The organism is Streptomyces sp. NPDC050549 (assembly GCF_040655035.1).
In the GTDB taxonomy this organism is placed as follows: Bacteria; Actinomycetota; Actinomycetes; order Streptomycetales; family Streptomycetaceae; genus Streptomyces.
Genome location: NZ_JBFAJD010000096.1, coordinates 1 through 6,858, shown reverse-complemented (window position 1 = coordinate 6,858; position 6,858 = coordinate 1). Strand labels below are relative to the sequence as shown.

The 6,858-nt window shown below is 69.9% G+C and carries 7 protein-coding genes; all 7 read left to right on the top strand.

What is annotated here, in order from left to right; translation table 11 throughout:
- The first annotated feature begins 242 nt into the window (after nucleotides 1-242).
- The gene (locus tag AB0I51_RS48035; RefSeq protein ID WP_362985806.1) at nucleotides 243-572 is read left to right on the top strand and encodes a TcmI family type II polyketide cyclase; all 330 of its coding nucleotides are present in this window, start codon (nucleotides 243-245) and stop codon (nucleotides 570-572) included.
- Nucleotides 569-1,840: a beta-ketoacyl-[acyl-carrier-protein] synthase family protein gene (locus AB0I51_RS48030; protein WP_362985804.1), complete on the top strand. Its 1,272-nt coding sequence runs from the start codon at nucleotides 569-571 to the stop codon at nucleotides 1,838-1,840. Before AB0I51_RS48035 ends, AB0I51_RS48030 begins: the two co-directional genes overlap by 4 nt.
- Complete coding sequence (locus AB0I51_RS48025; protein WP_362985802.1) at nucleotides 1,837-3,051, top strand: ketosynthase chain-length factor; 1,215 nt, start codon at nucleotides 1,837-1,839, stop codon at nucleotides 3,049-3,051. The genes AB0I51_RS48030 and AB0I51_RS48025 overlap by 4 nt, the downstream gene beginning before the upstream one ends.
- A 42-nt stretch (nucleotides 3,052-3,093) precedes the next feature.
- A complete protein-coding gene (locus tag AB0I51_RS48020) occupies nucleotides 3,094-3,363 on the top strand; it encodes an acyl carrier protein (protein WP_362985800.1) in 270 nt (89 codons plus the stop codon).
- A gap of 93 nt (nucleotides 3,364-3,456) precedes the next feature.
- A complete protein-coding gene (gene fabG / locus AB0I51_RS48015) occupies nucleotides 3,457-4,242 on the top strand; it encodes a 3-oxoacyl-ACP reductase FabG (RefSeq protein WP_362985798.1) in 786 nt (261 codons plus the stop codon).
- A gap of 41 nt (nucleotides 4,243-4,283) precedes the next feature.
- On the top strand, nucleotides 4,284-5,225 hold the full coding sequence (locus tag AB0I51_RS48010) for an aromatase/cyclase (protein WP_362985796.1): 942 nt from the start codon (nucleotides 4,284-4,286) through the stop codon (nucleotides 5,223-5,225).
- Nucleotides 5,222-6,712, top strand: a complete 1,491-nt coding sequence (locus AB0I51_RS48005; protein ID WP_362985794.1) for an FAD-dependent monooxygenase — start codon at nucleotides 5,222-5,224, stop codon at nucleotides 6,710-6,712. Before AB0I51_RS48010 ends, AB0I51_RS48005 begins: the two co-directional genes overlap by 4 nt.
- Nucleotides 6,713-6,858 lie beyond the last annotated feature (146 nt).

The following is a 6,858-nucleotide window of genomic DNA, read 5'->3' as shown; positions in this document are numbered from 1 at the left end:
GCCCACAAGTCCGGCACCGTCAAGGGCCTCGGCGCGGAAGTCGGAGCATCCATCACCTCCGGCGCCGCCATCTGCGAGATCAAGGACTGATCCGATGTGCGGATGTCCGCGCGAATTTCCGGCGAAGGGCTGACGAATCTGACACTGCCCTGACATTGCGAGTATTGAAAGCGATATGGCGGCCCTGGATACTTAATAGCAATTCAGGCGGGTGCGTCTCAGGGCTTATGGAGAGGGAAGAAATGCACAGCACGCTGATTGTTGCTCGAATGGATCCGGCGTCCAACGTGGATGTCTCCAAGCTCTTCGGCCAGTTCGACAACACCGAAATGCCGCATCTGATGGGAACGCGCAGGCGTCAGCTCTTCCAATATCGAGGGCTGTACTTCCACCTTCAGGACTTCGATTCGGACAACGGCGGAGAACTGATCGAGCAGGCCAAGACCGATTCCCGGTTCGTGTCGATCAGCGAGGACCTGAAGCCGTTCATCGGCGCCTACGATCCGCAGACCTGGCGTTCGCCGGCCGATGCGATGGCCACCCGCTTCTACCACTGGGAGGCGTCCGCGTGACCGGCCGACGAGTCGTCATCACCGGCATAGAAGTGCTGGCTCCGGGCGGGATCGGCCGGGAGAACTTCTGGGCGCTGCTGAGCGAGGGCCGTACCGCCACGCGCGGCATCACGTTCTTCGACCCGAGCCCGTTCCGCTCCCGGGTCGCCGCCGAGATCGACTTCGACCCCGAGGACCACGGGCTCAGTCCGCAGGAGGCCCGGCGTATGGACCGCGCGGCGCAGTTCGCGGTGGTCGCTGCCCGGGGTGCCGTCGCCGACAGCGGGATCACGCTGGACGCCTGCGACCCTTACCGCGTCGGGGTCACCATCGGCAGCGCCGTCGGCGCGACGATGGGCCTGGACCAGGAGTACAAGGTGGTCAGCGACAGCGGGCGGCTGCACATCGTGGACCACGACTACGCGGTCCCGCACCTCTACAACTACCTGGTCCCCAGCTCCTTCGCGGCCGAGGTCGCCCTGGACAGCGGCGCGCAGGGTCCGGCCACGGTGGTCTCCACGGGGTGCACCTCCGGCATCGACTCCGTCGGCCACGCCGTCGAACTCATCCGGGAGGGAACCGCCGACGTCATGATCGCGGGCTCCTCCGACGCGCCGATCTCCCCGATCACCATGGCCTGCTTCGACGCCATCAAGGCGACGACGCCCCGGCACGACGAGCCCGAGCACGCTTCCCGCCCCTTCGACGGGACCCGCAACGGCTTCGTCCTCGGTGAGGGCGCCGCCGTGTTCGTCCTGGAGGAGCTGGAGAGCGCCACGCGACGCGGTGCGCACATCTACGCCGAGGTGGCCGGGTACGCCACGCGTTCCAACGCCTACCACATGACGGGACTGCGGCCCGACGGCGCCGAGATGGCCGAGGCGATCGACAAGGCCATGGCCGAGGCGCGGATGAACTCCACCGAGATCGACTACATCAACGCGCACGGCTCGGGCACCAAGCAGAACGACCGGCACGAGACCGCGGCCTTCAAACGGAGCCTGGGGAACCACGCGTACCGGACCCCGGTCAGCTCCATCAAGTCGATGGTCGGGCACTCGCTCGGCGCCATCGGGTCCATCGAGATCGCCGCGTCCGCACTGGCCATGGAGCACAACGTCGTGCCGCCCACCGCCAATCTGCACACCCCGGATCCCGAGTGCGACCTCGACTACGTCCCTCTTGTCGCCCGGGAGCAGCTCACCGACGCCGTACTCACCGTCGGCAGCGGCTTCGGCGGATTCCAGAGCGCCATGGTGCTGGCGCGTCCCGAGAGGAGCGTGGCATGACCGCCTCGGTGGTGGTGACGGGTCTGGGCATCGCCGCACCCAACGGTCTGGGTACGCGGGAGTTCTGGTCGGCGACCCGCAGCGGCAAGAACGGAATCGGCCGGATCACCCGGTTCGACCCCGCCTCCTACCCGTCGACGCTGGCCGGCGAGGTGCCCGGCTTCGTCGCCGAGGACCATCTGCCGAGCAGACTGATCCCGCAGACCGACCGGATGACCCGGCTCGCGCTGGTCGCCACCGACTGGGCGCTCAAGGACGCGGGCATCGACCCCGCGGAGCTGCCCGCGTACGACATGGGTGTGGTCACGGCGAGCTCCTCGGGCGGATTCGAGTTCGGCCAGAACGAGTTGCAGAAGCTGTGGAGCCAGGGCAGTCAGTACGTGTCCGCGTACCAGTCGTTCGCCTGGTTCTACGCCGTCAACAGCGGCCAGATCTCCATCCGCAACGGGATGAAGGGCCCCAGCGGGGTCGTCGTCAGTGACCAGGCCGGCGGACTCGACGCCGTGGCGCACGGCCGCCGGCTCATCCGCAAGGGCACTCCGGTGATCGTCTCCGGAGCGATCGATGCGTCGGTCTGCCCCTGGGGCTGGGTGGCGCAACAGGCCTCCGAGCGGCTGACGGACAGCGCCGAACCGACCCGTGCCTATCTGCCGTTCGACGCCGACGCCTCCGGCCATGTGCCGGGGGAGGGCGGTGCCATCCTGATCCTGGAGTCGGCCGAGTCCGCGCGCGGGCGCGGCGCACGGATCTACGGGGAGATCTCCGGCTACGGCGCCACGTTCGACCCCAGACCCGGCACCGGCCGGGAGTCCGGTCTGCGCAGGGCGATCGAACTCGCCCTGGCCGACGCGGAGCTGACCCCCAAGGACATCGACGTGGTCTTCGCGGACGCCGCCGGTGTGCCGGAACTCGACCGGGTCGAGGCAGCGGCGCTCACCTCGGTGTTCGGCGTCCGGGGCGTGCCGGTCACCGCACCCAAGACGATGACCGGCCGGCTCTACTCCGGTGCGGGCCCGCTCGACATCGCCTCCGCGCTGCTGTCCATCGAGGACCGGCTGATCCCCCCTACGGTGCACGTCGCCGCGGACGAGACATACGCCCTGGACCTGGTGGGTGCCCAGCCCAGGCCCGCCCGGGTCCGCGCCGCGCTGGTCCTGGCGCGGGGCTACGGCGGGTTCAACTCCGCCGTCGTGGTCCGCGCCGTCGACTGACCCCTCCTCACCACCGCTGTGTCCCACCAGGAAGGAACCCACGTGTCCACTTCGTTCACCTTGGACGACCTGCGCCGCATTCTGCGGGAGGCCGCAGGCGCCGACGAGGGCGTCGACCTCGACGGCGACATCCTCGACGTGCAGTTCGAGAGCCTCGGCTACGAGTCGCTGGCCCTGCTGGAGACCGGCAGCCGTATCGAGCGCGAGTACGACATCGCCCTCGACGAGGACCTGCTGGCCGACGCGCAGACCCCGCGGACGCTCATGGCCGCCGTCAACCAGGCGCTCGGCACCGTCCAGAGCGCCGCCTGACCGTCCACGGCACGCCGGGGGCCGGGCGATTCCCGTCGCCCGGCCCCGTGCCGCCGTCCACCGGCACCACCGGATCCCCGGAAGAGGGAGAGAATGTCAACGCAGCAGAAGCGGGTCGCGCTCATCACGGGTGCCACCAGCGGCATCGGACTGGCCGCCGCCCGGGCCCTGGCGGCCGACGGCCACCGGGTCTTCATCGGAGCCCGTGACGCCGGCAATGTCGCGGCGACCGTCAAGGACCTCCAGGCCGAGGGCTTCGAGGCCGACGGCCACGTCCTGGACGTGCGGGATCCGGCCTCGGCCACCGCGTTCGTCCAGGCCGCCGTCGACCGGTTCGGCACCGTCGACGTCCTGGTCAACAACGCCGGACGGTCCGGTGGCGGGGTCACGGCCGACATCGAGGACGAGCTGTGGGCCGATGTCATCGAGACCAACCTCAACAGTGTCTTCCGGCTGACCAGGGAAGTCCTCAACACCGGCGGCATGCGCCACAAGAGCCGCGGCCGGATCATCAACATCGCCTCCACCGCCGGCAAGCAGGGCGTCGTCCTGGGAGCCCCCTACTCCGCCTCCAAGCACGGCGTGGTCGGCTTCACCAAGGCCCTCGGCAACGAGTTGGCCCCCACCGGCATCACCGTGAACGCCGTCTGTCCCGGCTATGTGGAGACGCCGATGGCCGAGCGGGTGCGGCAGGGCTACGCGGCGGCGTACGACACCACCGAGGACGCGATCCTGGCGAAGTTCCAGGCGAAGATCCCGCTCGGCCGCTACTCCGCCCCCGAAGAGGTCGCCGGCATGGTCGCCTACCTCGCCTCCGACACGGCCGCCTCTGTCACCGCGCAGGCCATCAACGTCTGCGGCGGCCTCGGCAACTTCTGACCCGGACACATCCGCCCCGAACTCTGGAGGAGCAAGCCGTCATGACGACCCGTGAGGTTGAGCACGACATCAGGATCGCCGCGCCGGCGCCGGCGGTGTACCGACTGCTGGCGGAGGTGGAGAACTGGCCCCTCGTCTTCCCGCCCACCATCCACGTCGACCGGGTGGAGCACAGCGGCTCGCAGGAGCGGATACGGATCTGGGCGACGGCCAACGGGGAGCCCAAGAACTGGACTTCACGCCGTGAACTCGACCCGGAGGCTCTGCGCATCACGTTCCGTCAGGAGGTGAGCACCCCGCCCGTCGCGGCGATGGGCGGCACCTGGATCATCGAGCCGCTCGGGGAGAACGAGTCCCGGGTACGGCTGCTGCACGACTACCGCGCGATCGACGACGACCCGCACGATCTGATCTGGATCGACGAGGCGGTGGACCGCAACAGCAGGTCGGAGCTGGCGGCACTGAAGCAGAACGTCGAATTCGCCCATGCGGCACGGGAGTTGACGTTCTCCTTCGAGGACTCGGTGCACATCGACGGCGCGGCCAAGGACGTCTACGCCTTTATCGACGAGGCAGGCCTGTGGGCCGAGCGGCTGCCGCACGTCGCCACCGTCCGCCTCACCGAGGACACGCCCGGGCTGCAGACCCTGGAGATGGACACCCGCGCCAAGGACGGCTCGACGCACACCACCAAGTCCTACCGGGTCACCTTCCCCCACCACGCCATCGCCTACAAGCAGGTCACCCTGCCCGCCCTGCTCGCCCTGCACACCGGACGGTGGACCTTCCAGGAGGGCGCCGACGGCGTCACCGCCACCTCCCGCCACACCGTCACCCTCAACCCCGACACCATCACCACCGTGCTGGGCCCGGACGCCACCGTCGCCGACGCCCGCTCCTACGTCCACACGGCCCTGTCCACCAACAGTCTCGCCACCCTCAACCACGCCAGGGCCTTCGCAGAGAGCAAGCCTCGGCCGTGACGGCGGACCACCGGGACCCGGGCACACTGGCCGCCGACGTCGTCGTGGTCGGCGCCGGCCCCGCCGGGCTGATGCTCGCCGCCGAACTCAGGCTCGGCGGCGCCGGGGTGGTCGTACTCGACGAACGGTCCGGACCGACCCAGGAGTCCCGCGCCTCCACCTTGCACGCGCGCACCATGGAGATCTTCGACTCCCGCGGCCTGCTGGAGGAGTTGGGGACACCGCCCCGTGACGCGCGCGGCCACTTCGGCGGCGTACCGCTGGACCTGACCCTGCCCACTCGCTACCCCGGTCAGTGGAAGGTCGACCAGACCCGCACCGAGGAACTGCTCCAGGGGCGGGCCGTTGCGCTCGGTGCCGACCTGCGACGAGAGCACCGGCTGCACGTTCTGACGGACCGTCAGGACAGGGTGGAGGCCGAAGCACTCGGTCCGCAGGGCCCGTTGCGGGTCACCGCTCGCCATCTGGTCGCCTGCGACGGCGAGGACAGCACCGTACGACGGCTGACCGGTGCCGACTTCCCGGGCCGGGACGCGGGCCGGGAACTGCTGCGCGCCGACGTCCTGGGCGTCGACGTACCCGACCGCCGCTTCCAGCGACTGGAGCGGGGTCTCGCCATCGCCGCCACACGGGGTGACGTCACCCGGGTCATGGTCCACGAGTTCGGCCGGCCCGCCGGGATCCGGGACGGCGTGCCGAAGTTCGCGGAGGTCGTCGCCGCCTGGCAGCGGGTCACCGGCGAGGACATCGGCCACGGAACCCCCGTGTGGGTCAACGCCTTCGGGGACGCGAACCGCCAACTCGCGCGGTACCGGCACGGCCGGGTGCTGTTCGCGGGGGACGCCGCCCACCAGCAGATGCCCAGCGGCGGCCAGGCACTCAACCTCGGCGTCCAGGACGCCTTCAACCTCGGCTGGAAGCTCGCCGCGGTCACGCGGGGCAGCGCCGACGACAGCCTGCTCGACACCTACCACGAGGAACGGCGCGCGGTGGGCGGTCAGGTCCTGGCCAACATCAGGGCTCAGGCCCACCTGCTCCTCGGTGGCCCCGAGGTCGAACCGGACCGCGCCCTGCTCACCGAACTCCTCGCCCTGGACGACGTACGGGAACACCTCGCCGGAATGATCAGCGGGCTCGGGATCCGCTACGACGTCGGGCCCGGCGCCCATCCGCTGCTGGGCCGGCGGCTGCCCGACGTCCGGCTGGAGACCGCGGCCGGAGACCGGCCGCGCACCACCGAACTGCTGCGCACGGGAAAGGGGTTGCTCCTTCTCCTGGGGGCCGCCGACGCGGCGGCCGAGGTCGCGCATCCCTGGGCCGACGGGGTGACCGTCGTCCACGCCCAACCCGTGAACGCACCCGAACTCGCCCCGGAACAGGCCCTGTTGGTGCGCCCGGACGGCTATGTCGCCTGGGCCGGGGACGGTCCGGACGGCCTGTCCGAGGCGCTGCGCCGATGGTTCGGCGGGTTCGCCCACCACAGCTGAGCACCCCTGGTACCGCACGACCACCCACCGAAGCGTGTTGGCGCGCGCGAGGAAAGGACTTCCCAATCGTGATGTCAAGCCGCAGCCGTGACGGGAGGTGAACCTTGATAGCACTGTCCGTCACGAAGCATCGCCCACAAGACGTT